The sequence below is a fragment of the Photobacterium sp. R1 genome, assembly GCF_054600795.1.
Window position 1 is genome coordinate 1 of record NZ_BAAHZP010000879.1, and the last position, 243, is coordinate 243.

At 50.2% G+C, this 243-nt stretch carries 1 protein-coding gene; it reads left to right on the top strand.

Going from position 1 to position 243, the window contains the following annotated elements; genetic code table 11:
- The coding region (locus ACYP03_RS27580; protein WP_459782882.1) for a methylated-DNA--[protein]-cysteine S-methyltransferase at positions 1-142 on the top strand (142 nt) is incomplete at its 5' end.
- Positions 143-243 lie beyond the last annotated feature (101 nt).

Sequence of the window (243 nt, forward strand, 5' to 3'; positions counted from 1 at the left end):
CGCAAATGGCAAGAACCCGATACCAATAGTGGTGCCTTGTCACCGGATTATCGGCCGCTCCGGTACCCTGACAGGTTATGCCGGCGGGCTGGATAAAAAGCGCTGGCTGCTTGAGCATGAAGGGTTAAGCATCAAAGCGTAATTTACAATGTAAATGGTGCGCTGCTCGCCCCTTATGTTGTCCTTGCGCGGCTTTTATTCGATAAACTGTATTGAGTGGCACAAACCTCACCCTATCAAGAT